This window comes from Delftia tsuruhatensis, from assembly GCF_903815225.1.
GTDB classification, from domain to species: domain Bacteria; phylum Pseudomonadota; class Gammaproteobacteria; order Burkholderiales; family Burkholderiaceae_C; genus Comamonas; species Comamonas tsuruhatensis_A.
On record NZ_LR813084.1, the window covers coordinates 1,135,628 to 1,157,970 of the forward strand.

Here is a 22,343-nt window from a genome sequence, read left to right on the forward strand (position 1 = left end):
TGCCACTGTTTTTCTCCTCGGAGCGGAGGTCTTGCCCAATGGGATATGTGCATGAAGCTCGACGTCATATTTGCGGCTGATGCCCTCCGCCCTCCTTTGACTGGTATTGGCCGTTACACCTACGAGCTGGCAAGGAGGGTGAGATACCATGAGGATATCGAGAGGTTGCGCTATTTTTCCTCCGGGCGCTGGGTCAGCGACCCCTTGGGCGCGCTGGAGACATCGGACCTTGTGTCCATATCTCTCAACAGGAAAAAGGCGGCTTTGCGCGACAAACTTGCAGGAAGCCGGATAGCCGTGCGTGTCTATGAGAGATTGGCACCTGCGATTTTTGAATGGCGTCTGCGTGGTAACGAGAAATCTGTTTATCACTCTCCCAACTATATCGTTCCTCCATTCAAGGGAAGGACGGTGAGTACAGTTCATGATCTTTCCCATATCATATGTCCACAGTTCCATCCACGGGCTCGGGTGGAATATATGAATATGGCCCTGGGCGAAAGTCTGGCACGGACCAACCATGTCATCACCGTATCCGAAACGGTCCGGAAGGAAGTCCTGGCACACGGTTTGATGCCGCCGGAGCAAGTCACGGCCATTCATTTGGCCGCAGGGAGCGATTTTTTTCCTCGCTCCTCAGAAATGCTGGAGCCGGCCATGAAGGCCTTGGGCCTGAGGGCCGGGGAATATAGCCTTTTTGTGGGGACCGTGGAGCCTAGAAAAAATGTGGAGCGCCTCGTTCAGGCCTATGGAATGCTGCCGGAGAGAATGAGGAGCGATTGGCCGCTGGTGATTGCCGGAGCCAGGGGATGGAATTCAGATTCCATTCATGCATGCATTGAGAAGGCGCAGGCTCAGGGGTGGGCACGCTATATTTCCTACGTTGATCAATCCTGGCTACCTGCCTTGTATGCGGGGGCACGATTGATGGCCTATCCGTCGCTCTATGAGGGCTTTGGTCTGCCTATTGTCGAAGCCTTGGCCAGTGGCACGCCGGTGCTGACATCCAGGGTATCCTGCATGCCGGAAGTCGCGGGTGGCGCGGCTTGGTTGGTGGATCCTCTCGATCTGGAGGAGATCTCGCATGGCCTGGAGGCCTGTCTTGCGGATGAAATATGGCAAGAGCAGGCCAGGGCGCTGGGGCTGGCACGATCCGCGCAGTTTTCCTGGGAGAAGTGCGCAGAGCGTACAGTAGGCATCTACGCCCGGGTCGCGCAACGGGTGTGACGGGCTAGCGTGGCGGGTGAAGCGGTCTTTGCCTGGCTCTGCCATGGGCAATGCTCAACAGGGAAGAGACTGCGGCATAGCGGACGGCATTGCCCCATGATCTGAAGATCTTGGAACGATTCACTCTTGCCGTATGCAGTGGCAGGGCCACTTCTGCTATCCGCAGGCCTTGCCGGCGCATGAGCAGCAAGGTTCCTATGTCCTGGTAGTCCAGCATCGTTGCCTGCGTGGAGGTTGCCGTCTCCAGGGCCTGTCGGTTGTATAGGCGGAAGCCGGAAACGAAGTCCCGCAGGCCAAAGCCGGTCAGCCAGCGAAACCATTGCCACGCGATGCGTCGTACCAGGCTGTTGCGCTCGGAAAAATAGGCAACCACCATGTCTGCCTGTTCACGTTGAGCCAACAGGGCGGGCAGCTCCTCGACTTCATATCGGCCTTCGGCGTCGATGGTGACGACGGTCTGGAAGCCGTGGGTCTGCGCATAGCGCAGTCCGGTCTGCAAGCTGCCCCAATTGGTCATGGCCAGCAATGGGCGCAGCACCCGGGCCCCGCATTCTTCTGCTTCATGGCAGGTCGCATCGGTGCTGCGGTTGTCCACGACCAGAACCGAGGCCTTCACCAGCGCATGTACACGGCGTATCAGATGCCCGATCTCGGTCTCATTGTTGCGTGTGGAGATGACGACCAGCAGACCCTGGCGTGGCTTGGCAGGGCGAGTATCCGGTGCCAGGCTGCGGTAGTGTCGTGCCACGCTTTGCTCGCAGGGGCCGATGCTGAAGAACCGGTGCAAGGCCTTGTGCCCCGACTGGCCCAGCCGCTGTCGCAGGGCGGTATTGTGCTGAAGGCGCGCGATGCTGCTGCGCCATGCATCCTGGTCCTCGAAGGGAACATGCAGGCCGGCGTGGGCATGCGCAACCACCCAGGGCATGCCCGAGCCTGGGAGGTCGGTCACAAGACAGGGCTTGCCATGCAGCATGGCCTCCAGCAAGACGATGCCGAAAGCTTCCGTGCGTTCGCGTGAAGCAAGGCAAAAGATATCGCAGCTGGCGAACAGCGCATGCTTTTCCCCGTCGGAGACGGCACCCGTCAGTCGCACGGGTGCGGGTCTGCCTTCGGGGGTGCATTGGCGGATCAGTGCCGCCAGCGATGTGCGCAGCTCGCCTTCGCCTGCGATCAGCAACTCCACGCCAGGCATGGTCGACACCGCGCGGATCAGTGTTTCAAAACCCTTGTAGTAGGTAAGCCGGCCTATGGAGAGCAGGCGCAGTCTCGTGTCTGGGCGCCAGCCCTGGCCGGGTGATAGCACCGCAGGAGGAGGAATATTTCGAAGATCCAGGCCCAGCGGGACGATCTCGCATTTGCCGCGCCAGGCGCGCAGGGCATTGCTGGCCTCGAGATAGGGCGGCGAAGTGGCGAATACCTGTTGGGCCCGCTCCAGCAGGGCCTGCTCGAAAGGGCGGTACAGCATGTAGGCCAGGGCCACCGACCATTTGATGTTGGACACCACCACATCCGAGTGCCAGTGGATCACCCAGGGCACACGCCTGGCTATCGGCAGCGTGAGCGCCCACAACGCCGAATTGTTGGGCAGGTGCAGGTGCAGCACGTCGGGCTGGACGCGTTCGATGGCGCGGCCCAGCGCGCGCCGAAAGCCGATGGCCATCGGTGCATAGACCAGGTTGAACTGGACGGGGACACGCTCCAGCCAGGAGGGATCATCCTGCAGTGGATCGCCATGGACCAGGGCATGGGCATCTATGCCCTGGCGTCTTTGCTCGTGGATCAGGTCGGCAAGAAAGACTTCCATTCCGCCCCGGTAGGGGGGGAAGAATTTGCCGACGTGGAGGATGCGAAGGGCCATCGTGCGGACTGTTTACTTCGCCGCTGGCACCGGGCTCAACTGATTGCGGATCTGGCGATACTGCGGATTCTGTGGCTCCAGTCGGATGGCCTGATCCAGGTCCTTGAGCGCCTCGGGCAGATGGCCCAGGCCGCGGTGGGCCATGGCCCGACCATAGTAGGCCGGTGCGCTGGGGCTGCGGGCGATCAGAGCGTCCAGCAACTGTTTGGCTTGCGCGCTGTCGCCCTGGCCTACAAGGGCCAGCCCCAGTCCCACGGTTGGGCGGTGAGCGTTCGGCGATGCCTGCAGCAGACGGCGGAAGTCATCGGCGGCGATGGCGTATTGCTGAAGGCCTATGGCGGCCTCCGCGCGCTTGAGGCGAATGGCCTGCTCCATCTGCCTGGCGTTGTCGCTGTCCTCGGAAGGCTCATTCAGCGCGAGCGAGTAGGCGTCGAATGCGGGACGCAACTGGCCCATGGCCATCATGGCCTCGGCTTTCTGATAGTGCAATGCCTGCCCCTTGAAGCCCTTGGACTGCGCTGCATCAAAGGCATTCAAGGCCTCGGTGAACTTCCTTTGCTGGGAAAGAATGGCACCCATGTTGAACAGTGCATTGCCGCCCAGGTCCCCCAGGGCATTGGCCGTGGCGAAATCCTGCAAGGCTTGGTCCAGCATGCCTTTGTCTGCGTGCGCGGTACCCAGGTTGAGAAAGGCTCGGCCACGGCCCACGGCATTGGCCGGGGCTTTCTTGTCGATCTTTTCGGCGGCATCCGCCCAGGAAGTGCCGGCGTCCTGGAGGGACAGTACCCGCTCGAATGCCAGAGCCCCAAACACAATGCCGATGAAGATGCCTGCGATATAGATGGTGCGAGGCTTGACACCCGTCAGTGCAATGGCCACCAGTCCCGGGATGGCGATGGCCCACAGGTAGCTGCGATAGAGCACGAAGGGGTCCTGCAGCCAGACTGTCGCGAATTCAGTGGCGTACCAGAGCAGCGGAAACAGAAGACAGAGGGCCACCAGGCCCATGACGCCCGGGCGTTTGAGCAAGGCCCAGACGGAACAGGCCAGCAAAGCCAGATAGCCCAATGCACCCGCAAGATGCCAGACGGAGCCCAGGCCCAGGGGAAATGCCGGTCGCAGATCGACGGACATCCAGCCCACATAGGGAACGGCCCACAGAAAGCCATAGGCAAAGAACAGGGCTGCCTCGTTCAGGATGCTCAGTGGGTAGATCCTGGAGGTGATGCCGGGATGCAGTGCTTCCAGCTGCCGTGCATAGCCCAGGGATTGCTCGTCAAAGATCTGCCCTACCAGTTGGCCGAAGAAATGGAAGACCGCTGCCGAGGCAATGGCCAGCAGCAGCAAGGTTGCGCCGATGATGGCCAGGGCGGGTTTCAGGCCCGGGCGGCGGATGAAGAGATAGAGCGGGACGACCATCGCGACGGTCAGGAAGGCATGCTCCTTGGAAAGCACGGCGAGCAGATAGCACACCAGGGCCGCCGCATGCCATGCGATCCGTCCGCTCTGAAGGCCTCGTACGAAGGACCAGCATGCCAGCACGGCAAACAGCGTCGCCATGACGATGGAGCGCTGGATGAGATAGCCGACCGCATAGACGGCGACGGGGTTGAGGGCGAAAAGCACCAGTCCCAGATGCAAGGCCGCATCGCGGGATGCCGGGAAATGCGGTTGCTCTTCCATGTCATGGGGAAAGCGCGTATGTGTGAGCAAGGCCTTGAACAGTGCATACAGGGCCGCCACCGTGGCCAGATGCAGGGCGACATTGAAGGCGCGCTGCTTCCACCAGCCGGCGCCGAAAATCTGCTCAATCCAGACAAAGCTGCCATATGACAAGGTCCGCTGCTTGAATTGCAGCAGGCTGCCATAGCTTCCGAAAATGGTGCCATCCGTCAGGCGCATATCGTCGAACAGCAGGCCGTTGCTCAGGCCGGGAAGATAGACGGCCAGTACCGCGAGCAACAAAAGAGTGCTGAACCCGTAGATGGCTTTGGAGGAGGTTGCCATTGCTTCTTGTCTTCTCTCGGATATGGCGGACTTCGGATGGATCGGCCACGGAGATGGCCTCCCTCGGGGAAAAGCGCTGGCAGTTTAGCAGCCGGGAGTTGGTGGCAGGCCCTCGCGAGGCACGAGCATTGTAAGAAGGCCTGCAATGGAAAAAACCCCATGCCGCGATACGCGTGGCATGGGGTCTTGTGTGCTTGACGCGGGGGCGTGAAGCCCCCTGCGGAGGGTTTACAGGCCAGCGGCTGCGCGCAGCGCGGCCGCCTTGTCGGTGCGCTCCCAGGTGAACTCGGGCTCCTCACGGCCGAAGTGGCCGTAGGCTGCGGTCTTGCTGTAGATGGGGCGCAGCAGGTCCAGCATCTGGATGATGCCCTTGGGGCGCAGGTCGAAGTGCGAGGCCACCAGCTTGGCGATCTCGGCATCGGGGATGACGCCCGTGCCTTCGGTGTAGACCGTGATGTTCATCGGGCGTGCCACGCCGATGGCGTAGGCCACCTGGATCTGGCACTGGCGGGCCAGGCCGGCGGCCACGATGTTCTTGGCCACGTAGCGCGCGGCGTAGGCGGCGCTGCGGTCCACCTTCGTCGGATCCTTTCCGCTGAAGGCGCCGCCGCCGTGCGGGCAGGCGCCGCCGTAGGTGTCGACGATGATCTTGCGGCCGGTCAGGCCGCAGTCACCCTGGGGTCCGCCCACGACGAAGCGGCCCGTGGGGTTGATCAGGTACTTGGTTTCCTTGAGCCACTCGGACGGCAGCACGGGCTTGATGATTTCCTCGATGATGGCTTCGGTGAAGCTGGCCTTCATCTTCGTGGCCGACTCCGACTGGTCGGGGCTGTGCTGGGTGGACAGCACCACGGTGTCGATGCTGTGGGGCTTGCCATCCACATAGCGCATGGTCACCTGGCTCTTGGCGTCCGGGCGCAGGAAGGGCAGGCGGCCATCCTTGCGCAACTGGGCCTGGCGCTCGACGAGGCGGTGTGCGTAGTAGATGGGCGCGGGCATCAGCTCGGGCGTCTCGTCGCAGGCGTAGCCGAACATCAGGCCCTGGTCGCCGGCGCCGGTGTTGAGCTCGTCATCGCTGGCCTTGTCCACGCCCTGGGCGATGTCCTGGCTTTGCTTGTCGTAGGCCACGAGCACGGCGCAGCCACGATAGTCGATGCCGTAGTCGGTGTTGTCGTAGCCGATGCGCTTGATGGTGTCGCGTGCGACCTGGATGTAGTCGACGTTCGCGCCGGTGGTGATCTCACCTGCCAAAACCACCAGGCCCGTGTTGGTCAGTGTCTCGGCCGCCACGCGGCTGTACGGGTCTTGGGCGAAAATGGCGTCCAGGATCGCGTCAGAGATCTGGTCGGCCACCTTGTCCGGATGGCCTTCAGAGACGGATTCCGAGGTGAAAAGAAAGTCGTTCGCCATGTGAATAAACTCCTTGGTTGCAGCTTTTTTGATGGGCGTTGCCCAAGCTTCGGGAGCCTTGGCGAACGCTTTAGCAGAATTGTTTAACGTCGCTCTGCAAGTTGCTCAGTTAACTCAGCGACCCGCACATTTTAATGCCTTCCCTGTTCCGACTGTTCGCTGCACTGCCGTTGTGGCTATTGCACTCCCTTGGCGCACTCATGGGCTGGGTGGCCTTCGCGGCCTCGGCCCCCTATCGGCGCCGCTTTCTGGCCAACGCCCGTCAGGCGGGCTATGCCTTCAGCGCCGTGGCTCCGGCGGTGGGGCATGCCGGGCGCATGGTGGCCGAGCTGCCGCGCATGTGGATGGGCTCGCCGCCGCGCTGCGTCATGCACGATGAGGAGTGCGTACGCCGTGCCTATGCAGCCGGGCGCGGCGTGATCTTTCTGACTCCGCACCTGGGATGTTTCGAGCTGTCGGTCCAGCATGCGGCGCGGCAGTGGTCGGCCGAGCACGGCGAGATCACCATCCTCTACCGTCCTGCGCGCCAACCCTGGCTGGCCCAGGTCATGGAGACGGCGCGCAATCGCCCTGGCGTGCAGGCCGTGCCTACCACCCTGGCCGGCGTGCGCCAGATGATCAAGGCGTTGCGCCGGGGCGCGGCCGTGGGCTTGCTGCCCGACCAGGTGCCGCCCGAGGGTCAAGGCGTGTGGTCGCCATTCTTCGGCCGTGATGCCTATACCATGACGCTGGCCGCGAGGCTGGCCCTGCAGACCGGGGCTGCCGTGATCGTGGCCCGTTGCGAGCGCTTGTCCTGGGGGCGGGGCTATGCGCTGTATCTTGAGGAGTTGCCCGTGCCCTTGTCAGAGAATCTCGAAGCTGCCGTGCAGCAGATCAACGAAGCGATGGAGCACACCATCCGCCGGTGCCCGCAGCAATACCTTTGGGGTTATGCGCGCTACAAGCAGCCGCGCCGTGAAATGGCCAGCACCGGGGTGCAGGCATGAGCGGGCGTATCGGCGTGTGGCTGATGCGGTCGCTGGCCTGGATGCCTCTGCCCTGGTTGCGCGGGCTGGGAGCCTTGCTGGGGCGTGTGCTGTTCGTGCTCGCGGCACCACGCCGCAAGGTGGCGCTGCGCAATCTGGCACTGTGCTTTCCGGAGCTGGCCGAGGCCGAGCGCAAGGACCTGGCGCGCCGAAACTTCATCGTCTTTTGCCAGACATGGCTGGACCGCAGCTGGCTGTGGTCGGCGTCGCGCGATGTGGTGGCAGCACGGGTGAAGCTGCAGGGCGCCGTGCATGAACTCGATGGTGAGATGCCGACCATCCTGTTCGCGCCGCATTTCTACAGCATGGATGCGGGCGGGCTGGCGCTGCCGCTGCACACCACGCGGCCTTTCACTTCCATCTTTTCCACCCATCCCGATCCGGCCGTCGATGCCTGGTTCATGGCCGGGCGCCAGCGCTTCGGCGATGTGCGCATGCTCAACCGCGCCGACGGGGTCAAGCCCATCATCTCCAGCCTGCGCAAGGGCGGGCTGCTGTACCTGCTGCCCGACATGGACTTTGGCCGCAACGATTCGGTCTTCGTGCCCTTCTTCGGCGTGGACGCGGCCACCATCCCCTCACTGTCGCGCTTCGCGCGCCTGGGTCGGGCCAAGGTGCTGGGCATGTATACGCGCATGACGCCCACGGGCTACGTGGCCGAGATCACGCCGGCCTGGACGGACTTTCCCACCGACGATGCCGAGGCCGACACGGCACGCATGAACCGCGAGCTGGAAGCCGCCATCCGCACCATGCCCGAGCAGTACTACTGGGTGCACCGGCGCTTCAAGACCCGGCCCGAGGGCGAGCCTTCGGTGTACTGACAGCCTGCGCTAGGCGGGCCTGGAGAGGAAGTCCGCCAGCGCCTCGCGCACCGCATCGGGCTGCTCGTGCACGACCCAGTGCGAGGTGCCGGCCAGGTGCTGCACCGTGAGGTGCTGTGCCCATTGCTCCAATCCGTCGACCAGGGCCGGCTGCAGTGCCGGGTCGCTGTCGCCCCACAGCACCAGTGTGGGAACGCGGATGTCCAGCATCTCCGGTGGCAGCCTGAGGTCGCGCAGCGCGGCTTCCGATGCAGGATCTCCGGGGCGTGGCGGCACCAGCGGACTGGCGCCGTAGAAGTGGCAGGCCCCGTGCACGCCCAGGTCCCAGTGCTCGCGATAGCGCTGCTGCAGCGCAGGCGTGAGCCAGTCCGGCAGCTCGCCCTGCGGTGTGCGGAAGAAGCCCAGCATGCGCTGCCAGCCGTCGTCGGCCAGCAGGGCCGGCGCATCGGGGCGGCGCAGGAAGTGCATGTACTGGCTTGCGGCCTGCTGAACGGGGTTGTGGCGCAGCTCGCGCAAGAAGGCCCCGGGATGCGGGGCATTGAGGATCATGAGCCGCTGCATCAGCCCGGGGTGGCGGTTGGCCAGGCCCCAGGCCAGGGCTCCGCCCCAGTCATGCGCCACCACGCAGGCCGCAGGCGCGCCGGGGCTTTCCAGGGTGATCAGCGCCGCCAGGTCCTGCAGCAGGTGCCTGGCCTTGTAGTGCTCGACACCCTGCGGCTGGCTGGAGTGGCCGAAGCCGCGCAGGTCCGGAGCCACGCAGCGCCATTGCGCGCCGAAATGCGCCAGCAGGCCTTCCCAGATGAAGCTGCCTTCGGGAAAGCCGTGCAGGAACAGCAGCAGGGGCTTGCCCGGTTCGCCGCTGACGCGACAGTGCAGATGGATGCCGTGAGGCAGCTCGTGGATGCAGGTGGTCACCATGTTGCGCTCCTTGCGGGGCGCTGGCCACACGAGCGCCTCCGGGCGCTAATCTTGGAGGCTGTCGGGCGCTGCGGGCGTCGCGGGTGCGACGTCAGGGGCGGGCTCCGTGGCTGGCACTTCGGCGCCAGGCTGTACCAGGCCTTCGGGATGGCTCCAGTGCCACAGCAACTGCGCGACCTCGTCCACACCCTGCTTCTTGAGCGCGGAGAACATGCGCACCTCGCCGCCGCCCGCATTCAGGCGCGTGATGGACAGCACCTTGGCCTGCTCGGCGCGCGTGAGCTTGTCGGCCTTGGTCAGCAGCACCAGGAACTTCAGGCCTTCCTGCACGCGAGGGCGCATGGCATCGAGCAGGGCTTCGTCGAGTTCGGTCAGGCCCAGGCGCGGATCGCACAGCAGCACGATGGCCGACAGGCTTTCGCGGCTGACCAGGTAGTTCAGCATCACACGCTGCCAGCGCTGCTTGTCCGAGCGCGACACCGCGGCATAGCCGTAGCCAGGCAGGTCGGCCAGCACGGCGTCGGTCACGCCCTGCTTGCCCAGCGAGAACAGGTTGATGTGCTGGGTGCGGCCCGGCTTCTTGGAAGCGAAGGCCAGCTGCTTTTGCTGCGTCAGCGTGTTGATGCAGGTGGACTTGCCGGCGTTGGAGCGGCCCACGAAGGCGATCTCGGGCACCTCGACCTTGGGCAGATGGTGCAGCTGCGCGGCCGTCGTCAGAAAGCGCGCCGTGTGCATCCAGCCCATGGCCAGCTTGGGATCGATCAGGGAGGAAGTGGGGGCGGCATCGGCAGCCGGCACGGCAGGATTCATGGTGTGGTCAATCTCTCGGGGCCTCATTGTAGGTTCCCGCATGAATCGCCGTGTCTGGCGGGCTATAGGCAGGCAGGGCGCGGCGCTTGAAACTGGCGCGCACCAAAGCCAGTGACAGCGAGCAAGGGCCTACGCCGGCCGCGCCGCCCCGCAGCGATGCTGTCGTCCCCCTCCCCCGCATAGCGGGCAGAGAGGGGGAAGGCGCGTCAGCGCCTCAGGGGGTGCTTCAAACCTCCTCGCTCCAGCAAAACCCGTCGCGCGCGATCATGGCGCTGGCCGCGCTGGGGCCCCAGCTGCCGGCCGCATAGCCGCGCGGCCCCGAGGGCTCGTTGCGCCAGTGCTGGAGGATGGGCTCCACCCAGCGCCAGGCCTGCTCCTGCTCGTCGCTGCGCACGAACAGGTTCAGACGCCCGGCGATCACGTCCAGCAGCAGGCGCTCGTAGGCGCCCACGCGCTGGGCGCCGAAGCGCTGGTCGAAATCCAGGTTTAGGTGCACGGGCGCCAGCGAAGGCTCGGCTTGCTGGGCCGCTCCCTGGGCCAGCAGGTGCAGCTCCAGCCCGTCCTTGGGCTGGAGGTTGATGACCAGCCGGTTGGCCTCGGCCAGGGGTGAGCGGAAGATGGGGTGGGGCACGGGCCGGAAGTTGACGACGATGCGCGCATCGCGCCCCGCCAGGCGCTTGCCGGTGCGGATGTAGAAGGGCACGCCGGCCCAGCGCCAGTTGCCGATCTCGGTGCGCAGGGCGACGAAGGTCTCGGTCTGGCTGCCGGGCGTCACGCCCTTTTCCTGCTGGTAGGCGGGCACGGGCTGGCCCTGGGAGACACCGGCCAGGTACTGGCCGCGCACCACATGCTGGCTCAGGGTCTCGGGCGTCCAGGGCCTGAGCGACTGCAGCACCTTGAGCTTCTCATCGCGGATGGCATGGGCGCTGGCATTGATGGGCGGCTCCATGCCGATGGCGCACAGCAGTTGCAGCGCGTGGTTCTGAACCATGTCGCGCAGCGCGCCGGTCTGGTCGTAGAAGCCGCCGCGGCTTTCCACGCCCAGTTCCTCGGCGATGGTGATCTGGATGTTGGCGATGGTCTCGCGTCGCCAAAGGGGTTCGAACAGCGCGTTGCCGAAGCGCAGTGCCAGCAGGTTCTGCACCGAGGGCTTGCCCAGGTAATGGTCTATGCGGAATACCTGCTCCTCGCGCAGCACCTTGCGCAGCGCGGCATTGATGGCCTGGTTGGACGCAAAGTCGTGGCCCAGCGGCTTTTCAAGCACCACGCGGGTTTGCGGGCCGTTCAGGCCCACGGCGGCGATCTGCTCGCAGACCGTTGTGAACAGGCTGGGCGCGGTGGCCAGGTACATCACCAACGTCTCGGCGCCCCGGGTCTTCAGCGCCGTGGCCAGGCGCTCGTAGTCGGCGGGCTGGGACAGGTCCATGCGCAGGTAGTGCAGCAACGCGGCAAAGCGCGAGAACTCCTCGGCGCTGGGGCGCTTGGACAGCTCCACCTTCTCCAGGCGCCCCTGGATGAGCGCGCGGTACTGGTCGTCGCTCAGATCGTCGCGCCCTATGCACAGGATGCGGCCGCCCCCGGGCAGGCTGCCATGGCGAAACGCCTGGAACAGCGCGGGCAGGAGCTTGCGCCATGCCAGATCCCCCGTGCCACCGAACAAGACCAGATCGAACCCCATGCTGTCTCCACAAGTTGGTACATTCATTTTGGTAACTTGGTTACCAATTCTTCAGGAAATCAGATAAATTATAGGAAGTTATCGGTGCTTCTTTCCAGTGATGTGTTGTTGATCAAGTAATCAGATTACTTTCCATGGTGTCCGTACTCCCCCTGCCCCTGCGTTGCGACCAGACATCCGCCTGGCCTGCGTTGCACCAGCATGCCGATGGCCTGCGCCAATGTTTCGATCTGCGCCATGCCTTTGCCGAGGACCCGGGCCGGTTCGCACGTTTCAGCCAGGAAGCGCCCCACTGCTTCGCGGACCTGTCCAAGAACCTCTGGGATGCACAGGCCGAAGGGTTGCTGCTGCGGCTGGCGCGGGAATGCGGGGTGGAGCGCCAGCGCGATGCGATGTTCGGCGGCGAGCACATCAATGGCAGCGAGGGCAGGGCCGTGCTGCACACGCTGCTGCGCAGCCCGCGCGGCGAGGCGCCGCCGGGCCTGGCCTGGGCCCTGGACCAGGTGCACGAAACCCTGGATGCCATGCTGGCCCATGCCGAGCGTGTGCGCGCCGATGCCGATATCACCGACGTGGTGTGCCTGGGCATCGGTGGCTCGGGCCTGGGGCCGCAGATGGCCGTGCAGGCCTTGCAGGGCCTGTGCGACGGACAGCGGCGCATGCATTTCGTCTCGAATGTGGACGGGCACGCGCTGCAGCCCGTGCTCGGCAGGGTGCGGCCGCGCAACACGCTGTTCATCGTGGCCTCCAAGGTCTTCAACACGCAGGAGACGCTGGCCAATGCGCGCAGCGCACTGGAGTGGTTCCGTGCCCAGGGCAGTGGCGAGGAGGTGTCCCGGCATTTCGTGGCGCTGACCACCAATGCCCCGGCGGCCGCGCAGATGGGCATCACCACCACCTTCGGCTTCTGGGACTGGGTGGGCGGCCGTTATTCCCTGTGGTCGGCGATCGGATTGCCCGTGGCCATCGCCGTGGGCGCACAGGCCTTTCGCGCGCTGCTGGCCGGCGCACATGCCATGGACACGCACTTTCGCCAGGCCCCGCTGCAGGCCAACCTGCCCGTGCGCCTGGGATTGCTCGATGTCTGGAACCGCAACCTGCTCGGCTTTGCCAGCCGCTGCATCGCGCCCTACCACGCGGGGCTGCGGCGCCTGCCGGCCTATCTGCAGCAGCTGGAGATGGAGAGCAATGGCAAGCGCGTGGACCGGCAGGGCCGGCCGCTGGCGCAGGGTTCGGCGCCCGTGCTCTGGGGCGAGCCGGGCACGGATGGCCAGCATGCCTTCTTCCAGATGCTGCACCAGGGCAGCGACATCGTGCCGCTGGAGATCATCGCCGTGCGCAGGCCCTCGCATGGCCTGCCCGGCCACCATGAGCAGCTGCTGGCCAATGCCCTGGCCCAGGCGCAGGCCCTGATGCAGGGCCGCTCCTGCGAAGACGGACACCGCCACTTTCCCGGCAACCGGCCCAGCACGTTCATGCTGCTGGAGGCGCTCACGCCTGCGGCGCTGGGCGCGCTGATTGCACTGCAGGAACACCGTGTGTTCGTGGCGGGCGCGCTGTGGGGCATCAACAGTTTCGACCAGTGGGGGGTGGAGCTGGGCAAGCTGCTGGCGCGCGACCTGCAGCCACGCCTGGCCAGCGGGAATGTGGCGGGTCTCGATGCCTCGACCGCGGGATTGCTGCAGCGCCTGAGGGCCTGAGCCTCTCGACACCCCGGGAGGTCCGGGCGAGGGCTCAGGCCTCGCGAAAGGCGTTCACCGGCAGGCCGGGGACATCGACGCGGCATTCCATCAGCGCGCCGGCCGGCACGGGCGCCGTGTGCTCGGCCTCGGGCCGCCCATGGCCGGCCGAGGTGATGTACAGCGTGCGCAGGTCCTCGCCACCAAAGCAGACCATGGTGGGGCAGCGCACGGGGGTGTCCAGGCGCAGCAGCACCTCGCCTTCGGGGTTCAGCTGCAGCACGCAGCCGCCTTCGTACATGGCCACCCAGTAGTTGCCCCGGGCATCGACGCTGGCGCCGTCGGGGCGTCCGCCATACAGCCGGCCTTCGGTCTTGGGCGCGAAGGCCTTCCACAGCGAGCGCGTGCCCAGCGTGCCCGAATCCAGGTCGAAGACGAAGCGGTCGATGCGGTGGGCGGGCGTGTCGGCCCAGTACATCCAGGCGTCGTCGGGGCTGAAGGCCAGGCCGTTGGCCGTGGTGCAGTCTCCGGCCATGCGCTGCACGGCATAGCCGCCGGCACCGTCCGCGCGCAGGCTCCACAGCGCAGCGTCGGGCGAGGTCTTGGGCGAGAACAGCGATCCGGCCCACAGCCGTCCCGCGCGGTCGCAGCGTCCGTCGTTGAGGCGCAGCTGGCGCGGGTCGTGGTCCAGGCGGGCAATCATGTCGGTGCGGCCCGTGGCGGTGTCCAGCAGGCCGAATCCATCGCGCAGGCCCACGACGATGCGGCCCCGGTCCGTGGGGGCGCAGCAGCCCGGCTCGCTGGGCGTGGCCCAGCTGCGGTGCACGCCGCTGGCCGGCTCCCAGGAGTGGATGCGCAGCCCCTGGATGTCGCACCAGTAGAGCTGCCGCTCACCGGGGTGCCAGAAGGGGGATTCGCCGAGGGCGCTCGGCGGAACGGGAATGCGCTGCACGGCCATGGTCTGCCTCGGGGAAGTGGACGACCTCGATTCTAGAAGGCATGGCGAAGCCGCCCTGTTGGAAGATGGTTTGATGCAGTCGGTAAGGGATATCACGGCATTGCATGTGCATAAAAGTATCGGTATTGCGGCATGCCGTACCAATCCCGGACTCAGGCCATCGCCACAATGAACCAGCCGCGGCGGGATGGGACGCCGTGGTCCGGCACCCAAAACACCAGGGAATCAGGAGACACAGATGCACAGATCGCTCAAGGCCGGCGTCACGCTGGTCATGGCCGCCACGGCGCTGGTGGCGCAGGCCGGCACCGAACTCGTGATCGCCACCGTGAACAACGGCCACATGATCGAGATGCAAAAGCTCTCCTCCCACTTCGAGAAGGCCCACCCCGGCGTCACGCTCAAGTGGGTGGCCCTGGAGGAAGGCGTGCTGCGCCAGCGCGTGACCACCGACATCGCCACCCGGGGTGGCCAGTTCGACGTGATGACCGTGGGGATCTACGAGGTGCCGATCTGGTCGAGGAAAGGCTGGCTGCAGCCCATCGTCACCGACGCAGCGTACGACGCGGGCGACCTGCTGCCCACGATCCGCGAGGGGCTGTCGCATGAGGGCAGGCTCTACGCTGCTCCCTTCTACGGCGAAGGTTCCATGCTGATGTACCGCAAGGATCTGGCGGACAGGGCGGGCTTTGCGATGCCTGAGCAGCCCAGCTGGGAGCAGGTGCGGCAGTTCGCTGCCAAGGTCCACGATCCCGAGGCCGGCGTCTATGGCATCTGCCTGCGCGGCAAGCCGGGCTGGGGCGACAACATGGCCTTGATCACGACCATGGCCAACACCCATGGTGGCCAGTGGTTCGACATGCAATGGAAGCCGCAGCTCGACACACCGGCATGGAAGAAGGCCGTGGGTCTGTACGTGGACCTGATGAAGGCCTACGGTCCACCGGGCGCCTCGGCCAACAGCTTCAACGAGAACCTGGCACTGTTCAACGAAGGCAAGTGCGGCGCCTGGGTCGACGCGAGCATCGCGGCCTCGTTCGTCAGCGATCCCCGGCAGTCCAAGGTGGCCGACAAGGTGGCCTATGCGGCCGCGCCCGTGGCCAGCACGCCCAAGGGGGCGGCCTGGCTGTGGACCTGGAACCTGGCCATTCCCGCCAGCTCGAAGAAGGCCGACATGGCCCAGGCCTTCGTGAAGTGGGCGACCTCCAAGGCCTATGTGCAACTGGTCGCGCATGAGCAGGGGTGGCGCGCCGTGCCCACGGGCACGCGCCAGTCGACCTATGCCAATACCGAGTTCCAGAAGGTCGCCGGTTTTGCCGCGGCCGAGAAGCGCGCCATCGACAGCGTGAGCCTGACCGATGCGACCGAACCCCGCTCGCCCTATGTCGGCGTGCAGTATGTGGCCATTCCCGAATTCCAGGCCATCGGCATCGCCGTGGGCCAGCAGATGGCCGCTGCGCTGTCGGGGAAGGTTACGGTGGAGCAGGCGCTCAAGGCCTCGCAGGCGCTGACCGAACGCGAGATGCGCAAAAGCGGCTACTACAAGTGACCGCCGACGGGATGCCTGACCATGAACCGTCTCCTGCCCCGTGTGCTTATGGCGCCTGCCGTGGCCGCGCTTTTGTGCTGGATGCTCGTGCCGCTGCTCATGACGATCTACTTTTCGTTCGTCAATTACAACCTGCTGCAGCCCGGCGAGCACCCCTTCAATGGCTGGAGCAACTACGCCTTCTTCATCACCGACCCGGACTTCCTGCCCGCGGTGTGGAACACGCTGCTGTTCCTGGGCAGTGTGCTGCTGATCACCCTGGTGCTGGGTGTGCTGATCGCGCTGCTGGTCAACGAGCCGTTTCCGGGGCGCGGCGCCGTGCGGGTGCTGCTGATCTCGCCGTTCTTCGTCATGCCCACGGTCAACGCGCTGCTGTGGAAGCACATGATGATGAACCCGATCTACGGCGTGCTGGCCAGCCTGTGGCGGACCCTGGGCCTGCAGCCCGTGGACTGGCTCACCGAGGTGCCGCTGCTGTCCATCATCGTCATGGTCTCCTGGCAGTGGCTGCCCTTCGCCTGTCTGATCTTCATCACCTCGCTGCAGTCGCTGGACCGCGAGCAGATGGAGGCCGCGCGCATGGATGGCGCCAACGCGCTGCAGCGCTTTCGCCATCTCACGCTGCCGCATCTGGCGCGGCCCATGGCGGTGGTGGTGATGATCGAGATGATCTTCCTGCTCAGCGTGTTCGCCGAGATCGCCATCACCACGGCGGGTGGTCCTGGCAACGAAAGCACCAACCTGACCTACCTGATCTACAAGCAGTCGCTGATGAACTTCGATGTGGGAGTGGCCTCGGCCGGCGCGCTGTTCGCCGTGGTGCTGGCCAACATCGTCGCCATCTTCCTGATCCGCATCGTCGGCAAGAACCTGGACTGAGCGCATGATGAAAACGAGTTCTTCCACCCTGGTGCGCGCCGCCGCGGCCTGGGCTGTCGCGCTGCTGCTGTTCTTCCCGCTGGCCTGGCTGTTCCTGACGGCCTTCAAGACCGAGCTGCAGGCCATCGCCGTGCCGCCGCTGTTCGTGTTCGAACCCACGCTGGACAACTTCGGCGAAGTGCAGCGGCGCAGCGACTATCTGCTGTATGCGCGCAATTCGCTGGTCACCAGCCTGGCCTCGACCCTGATCGGCCTGGTCATCGCCGTGCCGGCGGCCTACTCCATGGCCTTCTTTCGCACACCGCGCACGCGCGACGTGCTGATGTGGATGCTGTCGACCAAGATGATGCCGGCCGTGGGCGCGCTGCTGCCGGTCTATGTGCTGGCGCAGAGCGCGGGGCTGCTGGATTCGCTGACGGCGCTGACCGTCGTCTTCACGCTGTCCAACCTGCCCATCATGGTCTGGATGCTCTACAGCGCCTTCAAGGACATTCCCGGCGAGATCCTGGAGGCCGCACGCATGGATGGCGCAGGCCTGTGGACCGGGTTCCGCCATGTGGTGCTGCCGCTGGCGGCGGGCGGCATGGCCTCCACGGGCCTGCTGTGCCTGGTGCTGAGCTGGAACGAGGCCTTCTGGTCGCTGAACCTCGGCAGCGCCCGGGCCGGCACGCTGGCCACGCTGATCGCCTCGTACGCCAGCCCCGAGGGGCTGTTCTGGGCCAAGCTCTCGGCCGCCTCGCTCATCGCCATCGCCCCCATCGTGGTGTTCGGCTGGTTCAGCCAGAAGCAGCTGGTGCAGGGCATGACCTTCGGCGCCGTCAAGTAGCGCCCTGTTTGCAGGAAACACCATGGCCTATCTGGAACTCCGGGACCTTCGCAAGAACTACGGTGGCGCGCAGGTCGTGCGCGGCGTGGATCTGTCCATCGAGCAGGGTGAATTCATCGTCTTTGTCGGTCCCTCGGGCTGCGGGAAATCCACGCTGCTGCGCCTGATCGCGGGGCTGGAGACCATCAGCTCGGGACAATTGCTGCTCGACGGGCGCGACATCACGCATGCAGCGTCGGGCAAGCGCGATCTGGCCATGGTGTTCCAGAGCTATGCGCTGTATCCGCACATGAGCGTGTACGACAACATGTCCTTCGCGTTGCGCCTGGCCGGCGTGCCACGCGAGGAAATCCGGCGCAAGGTCGGGCAGGCGGCCGAGTCGCTGCATCTCACGCCCTACCTGGAGCGCAGGCCACGCGACCTGTCGGGCGGGCAGCGCCAGCGCGTGGCCATAGGCCGGGCCATCGTGCGTGCGCCCAAGGTGTTCCTGTTCGACGAACCGCTGTCCAACCTCGACGCGGCCTTGCGCGGCAATACGCGGGTGGAAATCCACAAGCTGCACAAGGCCCTGGGCGCCACCACCATCTATGTCACCCATGACCAGGTGGAGGCAATGACCCTGGCCGACCGCGTGGTGGTGCTGCGCGATGGGGGCATCGAGCAGGTGGGGGCACCGCTGGCGCTCTACGATCGCCCGGCCAACCAGTTCGTCGCCCGGTTCATCGGCATGCCGTCGATGAACCTGATCGACTCCGACAACCTGCCCGCTTTCTGCGAAAGCATGCAGGTCAGATTGCCTCTGGACGGCGCCACATTGGGCATACGTCCCGAGGCGTTGCGCGTGACGCGGGCGCAGGACGGTGGCGCTGCTATCCGTCAGGTGCTGGGGCGCGTGGAACTGATCGAGGCGCTGGGCGCGGACACGCTGATCCATGTGAATGCGGGTGGCGCACAACTCATTGCACGCCAGGCCGAGCGCACACCCATGGCGGTGGGTGACGCGGTGTCGCTGGCGCTGGAGCCCGGCTGCACCGTGCACCTGTTCGACCGCCAGGGCCGGGCGCTGGCGAGTCCTTGAGCGGAAATTCCCGCAAGCCGCCCGGGCGACTTGTCTTTTCCTCCATCCCTTCGGGAAACCATGAACGCGACTGTCCTGTCTTCTTCCGGCCCCACGGTGCTGCACCTGGGTCTGGGCTCCTTCCATCGCGCGCATCAGGCCGCCTATCTTCAGCGCCTGATCGACGCGGGCGACACGCAGTGGGCGCTGGTGGGGGCCAACCTGCGCCCCGACATGACGCAAACGCTGGACGCTCTCGCGCGCCAGGGTGGGGCCTACACACTGGAGACCATTGCGCCCGATGGCGAGGTGCGCTACCAGCGCATCGAGGCCCTGCGGGAGGTGATCGCCCACGCGCCCGGGCTGGCAGCCGTGGTCGCGCGGGGGGCAGAGGCCGCCACGCGCATCATTTCCTTCACCGTGACCGAGGCGGGCTACTGCCTTGACGGCAGCGGCGTGCTCGATGCCTCGAACCCCGAGCTGGCGGCCGACGTCGCACGAGCACGGCAAGGGCAGGTGGGCCAGACCATCCATGGCGTGCTGTGCGCCATTCTTCAGGCGCGTTGCCGGGCACAGACCGGGCCGGTCACGCTGCTGAGCTGCGACAACCTGCGCCACAACGGCGATCGCCTGCGTGCCGGCCTCATGGCCTTTCTGCAACTGGCGCAGCTGCAGGATCTGGCCCGATGGGCCGAGCGCAACGTCAGCTGCCCCAACGCCATGGTCGACCGCATCACGCCGCGACCTCCTTCTGAGCTGCGGGCGCGGGTGCGTGCCGCGACGGGCTGGGACGATGCCGCGCCGGTCATGGCCGAAAGCTTCACGCAGTGGGTGATCGAGGACCGCTTCATCGCGGGCCGGCCGGCCTGGGAGCGCGTGGGCGTGGAAATGGTGGCGTCCGTGGCGCCGTACGAGGAGGCCAAGATCCGCATCCTCAACGCCAGCCACAGCTGCATCGCCTGGGCAGGAACGCTGGCGGGCCAGCGCTTCATCCATGAAGGCATTGCCATGCCGGCGATACGCAAGATGGCCTGGGACTATGTGACGCAGGACGTGATCGCCTGCCTGGCGGTGCCCGGCCAGCCGTCCGCGCTTGACCTGCCGGCCTACCGGGACACGGTATTGGAGCGCTTCGGCAATGCGGCCCTGTGCGATACCAACCAGCGCGTGGCTGCCGACGGCTTCGCCAAGATCCCTGGCTTCATCGCACCGACCGTGCGCGAGCGCCTCGCGCAGAAGGCGCCGGTGGATGCCGTGGCCATGCTGCCCGCGCTGTTCCTGGCCTTTCTCCAGCGCTGGCACCATGGCACACTGCCGTATGCATACGAGGATCAGGCCATGGACCCCGTGGCGGCGCATGCCATCTGCGCGGCGGCCGATCCGGTGGCGGCGCTTTGCGCCCAGCCATCGTTGTGGGGGGCGGCTGCGGGCCATCCTCGCCTCGTGGAAGCGGTGCGGCGCGCCACGGACCGCCTGCATGCCTGCATGCCTTCATCCGTCAAGCAGCAAGGTGGTTGCGCATGCGCATAGCCGTCGTGGGCGAGGCCCTGATCGATTTCACCGCCACGGGCGGCCTGGCCTTCCAGGGCCATGAAGGAGGGGCTCCCGCGAACTGTGCCGTGGCAGCGGCGCGGCTGGGACAGGCCACGGGGCTGGTCTCGCAACTGTCCCGTGATCTCTTCGGCGAGCGCCTGTTCGCCCACCTGCAGCGCAATGGCGTGGACATGCACCTGGTGCAGCGCTGCGATGCGCCCAGCACGCTGGCCTTCGTGGAGCGCGGGCAGGACACCAATCGCTATGCCTTCTACATGCAGGGCACGGCGGACACGCTGTGGGCGCCGGCCGAATTGCCCGAGCTGCCACCGCAATGCCGCTATCTGCAATTCGGCTCCATCGCGCTGCTGCGTGCGCCTGCGGGTCCGCGCATCCTGGACCTGGTGGCTGCACAGCGCGGGCGGCGCATCATCGCCTTCGATCCCAATGTGCGTCCCACGCTGATCGGCGATGCCGGGGCCTTCAGGCGCGACTGCATGGCCTGGGGCGGGCTGGCCGACCTGGTCAAGCTCAGCGAGGAGGACATGGCCTTCCTCACGCCGGGCGTGCCGGTGCTGGAGGCCGCCACCCATTGGCTGGCGCAGGGCGCAAGGGCCGTGGTGCTCACGCGTGGCGCTGCCGGGGCCACCTTGCTGCGTGCGGGCCGGGTGCCGCTGTCGGTGCGCCCGCCCGAGGTGGCACTGGTGGACACCATCGGCGCGGGGGATACCTTTGGCGCGGCGCTGTCGGTCGCGCTGCTGGAGCAGGGCGCCGTGCAGGCCTGCCATCTGCAGGAGCTGCCCGACATCGTCTGGCGCCGTGTGCTGCGCTTTGCCGCCACGGCCGCTGCGCTCAACTGCACGCGTGCCGGCGCCCAGCCGCCCTGGCGTGCCGAACTCGATGCCCTGCTTGCGGCCCAGCCGCACGAATAGGTGATAGCGTTCGTCCGAGGCCACTCCAGATCCTGAACATGCCCAGCCCGCGCCGCAGAACACCCCGACAGCGCCATCCCGAGCTGGAGCGCGACTTCGTGCGCACGCCCGCCCTGGGCTATGAGGACGTGGAGGACAGCGGCCTGGTGCGCTGCCTGGCGCACGGCTTTCCGAGCCCCCTGGTGCGCTGGCATTTCCATGAGGAGTACGAACTGCACCTCATCACCGACACGTCGGGTCGCGCCTTCGTGGGAGACTGGATCGGGCCTTTCGAGCCTGGCCACCTCGTGCTGTGCGGCCCGCGCCTGCCGCACAACTGGATCTCGCTGGACGTGCCCGAGGGCGGGGCCCCCGAGCGTGACTACGTGATCCTGTTCCACCACGACCCCATTGCCCGCGCGGCCGAGCAGATCCCGGAGATGCGTGAAGTGCTGCATCTGCTGGACCGCGCACGCCATGGCATCGAGTTCTTCGGCATGGAGCACAAGGCGCGCGCCCGCTGGGAGGCGGTCAAGCGCACGCGCGGCATGCGCCGCTTCGCGGCCTTTTGCGAGCTGCTGTCCGATCTGGCCGAGTGCACCGACTACCGCCTGCTGTCCGCCGTGCAGATGCAGGGAGCCCAGGGCGAGGCCCAGGTGGACCAGATCAACGAGGTGGTCAACCGCATCATGGCGCGCGTGGACGAGCCCCTGAGCCTGGCCGACGTGGCGGCCGAGCTGGGCATGAGCGAGAGCCGCTTCAGCCGCTTCTTCCGCCGCGCCACGGGCAACAGCTTCACGGATTTCGTCAGCCGCGTGCGCATCAACAATGCCTGCCACCTGCTCATGCAGACCGACAGCTTCATTGCCGACATCTGCTACCAGGTGGGCTTCAACAACGTGGCCAATTTCAACCGGCGCTTCCTGGAGATCAAGGGCATGACCCCTTCGGAATTCCGGCGGCAGGCGGAAAGCCGCTTCGGCGCCGGCTGATGCGGCGTGCCGGTCGGGGGCTCTGTGGTATTGCGGCCCACATCGGTACAGCCCTTATTGCCGGACTGGCACAGATCGATATGCTGGGTGCGCGAAACATGCGTTTTGCGCCGGATCCGTGGCCAGTTTGTGACCACGATCAAGGAATGTGTTTTCCTCTGTGCGCCGCAGTGAAAGCAGGGTTCCTGACGATATCAATCGC

General features: G+C 65.9%; 18 protein-coding genes. 11 read left to right on the forward strand and 7 right to left on the reverse strand.

The genetic code is table 11. The features are described from left to right. Positions 1 to 51 precede the first annotated feature (51 nt). On the forward strand, positions 52 to 1,227 hold the full coding sequence (locus L1Z78_RS05140) for a glycosyltransferase family 4 protein (RefSeq protein WP_234640481.1): 1,176 nt from the start codon (positions 52 to 54) through the stop codon (positions 1,225 to 1,227). Between the two features lie 4 nt (positions 1,228 to 1,231). On the opposite strand, the gene L1Z78_RS05145 is transcribed toward L1Z78_RS05140, so the two are convergent. The 3 genes from L1Z78_RS05145 to metK all read right to left on the reverse strand — a co-directional run bounded on the left by L1Z78_RS05145 (position 1,232) and on the right by metK (position 6,502). Further along, a complete protein-coding gene (locus L1Z78_RS05145) occupies positions 1,232 to 3,031 on the reverse strand; it encodes a glycosyltransferase (RefSeq protein WP_234640482.1) in 1,800 nt (599 codons plus the stop codon). Positions 3,032 to 3,097: 66 nt separating this feature from the next. Further along, entirely contained in the window at positions 3,098 to 5,092 is a 1,995-nt protein-coding gene (locus L1Z78_RS05150) for a tetratricopeptide repeat protein (RefSeq protein ID WP_234640483.1), read from the reverse strand. 228 nt (positions 5,093 to 5,320) lie between these two features. Further along, positions 5,321 to 6,502 (reverse strand): methionine adenosyltransferase, encoded by a 1,182-nt coding sequence (gene metK / locus L1Z78_RS05155; protein ID WP_234640484.1) that lies wholly within the window; start codon positions 6,500 to 6,502, stop codon positions 5,321 to 5,323. Between the two features lie 134 nt (positions 6,503 to 6,636). Between metK and L1Z78_RS05160 the strand changes: the two genes are divergently transcribed. Together L1Z78_RS05160 and L1Z78_RS05165 are read left to right on the forward strand one after the other, a co-directional pair. Next, positions 6,637 to 7,488 (forward strand): lysophospholipid acyltransferase family protein, encoded by an 852-nt coding sequence (locus L1Z78_RS05160; RefSeq protein ID WP_234640485.1) that lies wholly within the window; start codon positions 6,637 to 6,639, stop codon positions 7,486 to 7,488. After that, a complete protein-coding gene (locus L1Z78_RS05165) occupies positions 7,485 to 8,351 on the forward strand; it encodes a lysophospholipid acyltransferase family protein (protein WP_234640486.1) in 867 nt (288 codons plus the stop codon). The genes L1Z78_RS05160 and L1Z78_RS05165 overlap by 4 nt, the downstream gene beginning before the upstream one ends. A 9-nt stretch (positions 8,352 to 8,360) precedes the next feature. Here the strand turns inward: L1Z78_RS05165 and L1Z78_RS05170 are convergent, their stop codons facing one another. The 3 genes from L1Z78_RS05170 to zwf all read right to left on the reverse strand — a co-directional run bounded on the left by L1Z78_RS05170 (position 8,361) and on the right by zwf (position 11,757). Next, the gene (locus L1Z78_RS05170) at positions 8,361 to 9,269 is read right to left on the reverse strand and encodes an alpha/beta fold hydrolase (RefSeq protein ID WP_234640487.1); all 909 of its coding nucleotides are present in this window, start codon (positions 9,267 to 9,269) and stop codon (positions 8,361 to 8,363) included. 45 nt (positions 9,270 to 9,314) lie between these two features. Continuing rightward, a complete protein-coding gene (yihA, locus tag L1Z78_RS05175) occupies positions 9,315 to 10,079 on the reverse strand; it encodes a ribosome biogenesis GTP-binding protein YihA/YsxC (protein WP_234640488.1) in 765 nt (254 codons plus the stop codon). A gap of 226 nt (positions 10,080 to 10,305) precedes the next feature. Beyond that, positions 10,306 to 11,757, reverse strand: coding sequence for a glucose-6-phosphate dehydrogenase (zwf, locus tag L1Z78_RS05180; protein WP_234640489.1), 1,452 nt, complete (start codon positions 11,755 to 11,757; stop codon positions 10,306 to 10,308). 134 nt (positions 11,758 to 11,891) lie between these two features. On the opposite strand from zwf, the gene pgi reads away from it, so the two are divergent. Next, entirely contained in the window at positions 11,892 to 13,457 is a 1,566-nt protein-coding gene (gene pgi / locus L1Z78_RS05185; protein ID WP_234640490.1) for a glucose-6-phosphate isomerase, read from the forward strand. 34 nt (positions 13,458 to 13,491) lie between these two features. Here pgi and L1Z78_RS05190 read toward each other — a convergent pair whose 3' ends face one another. Then, positions 13,492 to 14,394, reverse strand: coding sequence for an SMP-30/gluconolactonase/LRE family protein (locus L1Z78_RS05190; protein ID WP_234640491.1), 903 nt, complete (start codon positions 14,392 to 14,394; stop codon positions 13,492 to 13,494). A gap of 238 nt (positions 14,395 to 14,632) precedes the next feature. Between L1Z78_RS05190 and L1Z78_RS05195 the strand changes: the two genes are divergently transcribed. Genes L1Z78_RS05195 through L1Z78_RS05225 form a run of 7 tightly spaced genes read left to right on the forward strand, consistent with a single transcriptional unit; the run spans position 14,633 to position 22,141 of the window. Beyond that, positions 14,633 to 15,943, forward strand: a complete 1,311-nt coding sequence (locus L1Z78_RS05195) for an ABC transporter substrate-binding protein (RefSeq protein ID WP_234640492.1) — start codon at positions 14,633 to 14,635, stop codon at positions 15,941 to 15,943. Between the two features lie 21 nt (positions 15,944 to 15,964). After that, on the forward strand, positions 15,965 to 16,822 hold the full coding sequence (locus tag L1Z78_RS05200) for a carbohydrate ABC transporter permease (protein ID WP_234640493.1): 858 nt from the start codon (positions 15,965 to 15,967) through the stop codon (positions 16,820 to 16,822). A gap of 7 nt (positions 16,823 to 16,829) precedes the next feature. Beyond that, entirely contained in the window at positions 16,830 to 17,648 is an 819-nt protein-coding gene (locus L1Z78_RS05205) for a carbohydrate ABC transporter permease (RefSeq protein ID WP_234642095.1), read from the forward strand. A 22-nt stretch (positions 17,649 to 17,670) separates the two neighbouring features. Then, positions 17,671 to 18,726 (forward strand): ABC transporter ATP-binding protein, encoded by a 1,056-nt coding sequence (locus L1Z78_RS05210; protein ID WP_234640494.1) that lies wholly within the window; start codon positions 17,671 to 17,673, stop codon positions 18,724 to 18,726. 60 nt (positions 18,727 to 18,786) lie between these two features. Then, the gene (dalD, locus tag L1Z78_RS05215) at positions 18,787 to 20,235 is read left to right on the forward strand and encodes a D-arabinitol 4-dehydrogenase (protein ID WP_234640495.1); all 1,449 of its coding nucleotides are present in this window, start codon (positions 18,787 to 18,789) and stop codon (positions 20,233 to 20,235) included. Next, complete coding sequence (locus L1Z78_RS05220) at positions 20,226 to 21,170, forward strand: carbohydrate kinase family protein (protein WP_234640496.1); 945 nt, start codon at positions 20,226 to 20,228, stop codon at positions 21,168 to 21,170. Before dalD ends, L1Z78_RS05220 begins: the two co-directional genes overlap by 10 nt. A gap of 38 nt (positions 21,171 to 21,208) precedes the next feature. Then, positions 21,209 to 22,141 carry an AraC family transcriptional regulator gene (locus L1Z78_RS05225; RefSeq protein ID WP_234640497.1) on the forward strand — a complete coding sequence of 311 codons (933 nt, stop codon included), beginning with the start codon at positions 21,209 to 21,211 and terminating at the stop codon, positions 22,139 to 22,141. The last annotated feature ends 202 nt before the right edge of the window (positions 22,142 to 22,343 follow it).

Bases quoted from the DNA above. Each gene is read 5' to 3' on its own strand.
- L1Z78_RS05140 (WP_234640481.1), top strand. From the start codon at position 52: ATGAAGCTCGACGTCATATTTGCGGCTGATGCCCTCCGCCCTCCTTTG.
- L1Z78_RS05145 (WP_234640482.1), bottom strand. From the start codon at position 3,031: ATGGAAGTCTTTCTTGCCGACCTGATCCACGAGCAAAGACGCCAGGGC.
- L1Z78_RS05150 (WP_234640483.1), bottom strand. From the start codon at position 5,092: ATGGCAACCTCCTCCAAAGCCATCTACGGGTTCAGCACTCTTTTGTTG.
- metK (WP_234640484.1), bottom strand. From the start codon at position 6,502: ATGGCGAACGACTTTCTTTTCACCTCGGAATCCGTCTCTGAAGGCCAT.
- L1Z78_RS05160 (WP_234640485.1), top strand. From the start codon at position 6,637: ATGCCTTCCCTGTTCCGACTGTTCGCTGCACTGCCGTTGTGGCTATTG.
- L1Z78_RS05165 (WP_234640486.1), top strand. From the start codon at position 7,485: ATGAGCGGGCGTATCGGCGTGTGGCTGATGCGGTCGCTGGCCTGGATG.
- L1Z78_RS05170 (WP_234640487.1), bottom strand. From the start codon at position 9,269: ATGGTGACCACCTGCATCCACGAGCTGCCTCACGGCATCCATCTGCAC.
- yihA (WP_234640488.1), bottom strand. From the start codon at position 10,079: ATGAATCCTGCCGTGCCGGCTGCCGATGCCGCCCCCACTTCCTCCCTG.
- zwf (WP_234640489.1), bottom strand. From the start codon at position 11,757: ATGGGGTTCGATCTGGTCTTGTTCGGTGGCACGGGGGATCTGGCATGG.
- pgi (WP_234640490.1), top strand. From the start codon at position 11,892: ATGGTGTCCGTACTCCCCCTGCCCCTGCGTTGCGACCAGACATCCGCC.
- L1Z78_RS05190 (WP_234640491.1), bottom strand. From the start codon at position 14,394: ATGGCCGTGCAGCGCATTCCCGTTCCGCCGAGCGCCCTCGGCGAATCC.
- L1Z78_RS05195 (WP_234640492.1), top strand. From the start codon at position 14,633: ATGCACAGATCGCTCAAGGCCGGCGTCACGCTGGTCATGGCCGCCACG.
- L1Z78_RS05200 (WP_234640493.1), top strand. From the start codon at position 15,965: ATGAACCGTCTCCTGCCCCGTGTGCTTATGGCGCCTGCCGTGGCCGCG.
- L1Z78_RS05205 (WP_234642095.1), top strand. From the start codon at position 16,830: ATGAAAACGAGTTCTTCCACCCTGGTGCGCGCCGCCGCGGCCTGGGCT.
- L1Z78_RS05210 (WP_234640494.1), top strand. From the start codon at position 17,671: ATGGCCTATCTGGAACTCCGGGACCTTCGCAAGAACTACGGTGGCGCG.
- dalD (WP_234640495.1), top strand. From the start codon at position 18,787: ATGAACGCGACTGTCCTGTCTTCTTCCGGCCCCACGGTGCTGCACCTG.
- L1Z78_RS05220 (WP_234640496.1), top strand. From the start codon at position 20,226: ATGCGCATAGCCGTCGTGGGCGAGGCCCTGATCGATTTCACCGCCACG.
- L1Z78_RS05225 (WP_234640497.1), top strand. From the start codon at position 21,209: ATGCCCAGCCCGCGCCGCAGAACACCCCGACAGCGCCATCCCGAGCTG.